Genomic DNA, 683 nt, shown 5'->3' with positions numbered 1-683 from the left:
TGGGCGCCAGACCAGAAGAGCTCGTCGACTTGGTCGGCGGTCAGTTGCGAGCGGCAATCGTCGTCAACGGACTTGACCATCGCGAAGTGGCGCGCGCGCAATGGCTGGAGAGTCAGACAATCAAACTTCGAGCACTTGGGTTCACGGTGCAGGAACTCGATCTTCGGCAGTTCTTCGGAACCACTGATCGCATCGGCGACACTCTTGAGCAGTTCGACGCGGTATGGGTCAACGGTGGGAACGCATTCATACTTCGCAGGGCGATGAGGCAGAGCGGATTCGATGTCGCGATAACGGATTTGCTGGAACGTGACAGGATCGTCTACTCGGGATTTAGTGCAGCAGCAGTCATTGTGTCAAGCACGCTGCGCGCACTCGATCACGTCAGCGACCCCAACGAAGTCCCTCCGGGATACGATCCGACAGTGGTCTGGGACGGGTTGGGAATCTTGCCGTTTTCCCTCGTCGTGCACTTTCAATCCGATCATCCCGCCTCGCAAGCAGTAGGTGAGGAGGTCTCATTCTATGAGCGCCATCAAATGCCATATAGAACCTTGAAAGACGGCGAGGCTTTTGTAGTGGACAGCATGCGGAGCGAGATCGTTAGCCCGTAGCGCGCCGTGCGAATGACCGGGATTGTGAGCGGAAAGTGTCCCTTGTGGGTCGGGTTATGACTTTTGCAT

At 56.7% G+C, this 683-nt stretch carries 1 protein-coding gene; it reads left to right on the top strand.

The genetic code is table 11. The features are described 5' to 3' along the window. Window positions 1-614: Type 1 glutamine amidotransferase-like domain-containing protein (locus P7F28_RS09815; protein ID WP_277184301.1), on the top strand; the 614-nt coding region annotated here is incomplete at its 5' end. Between the last annotated feature and the right edge of the window lie 69 nt (window positions 615-683).

The sequence above is a fragment of the Caballeronia sp. BR00000012568055 genome, from assembly GCF_029439455.1.
Taxonomy (GTDB): domain Bacteria; phylum Pseudomonadota; class Gammaproteobacteria; order Burkholderiales; family Burkholderiaceae; genus Caballeronia.
Note: the sequence above shows the minus strand (reverse complement) of the source record. Positions and strands in the feature narration are given on the sequence as shown.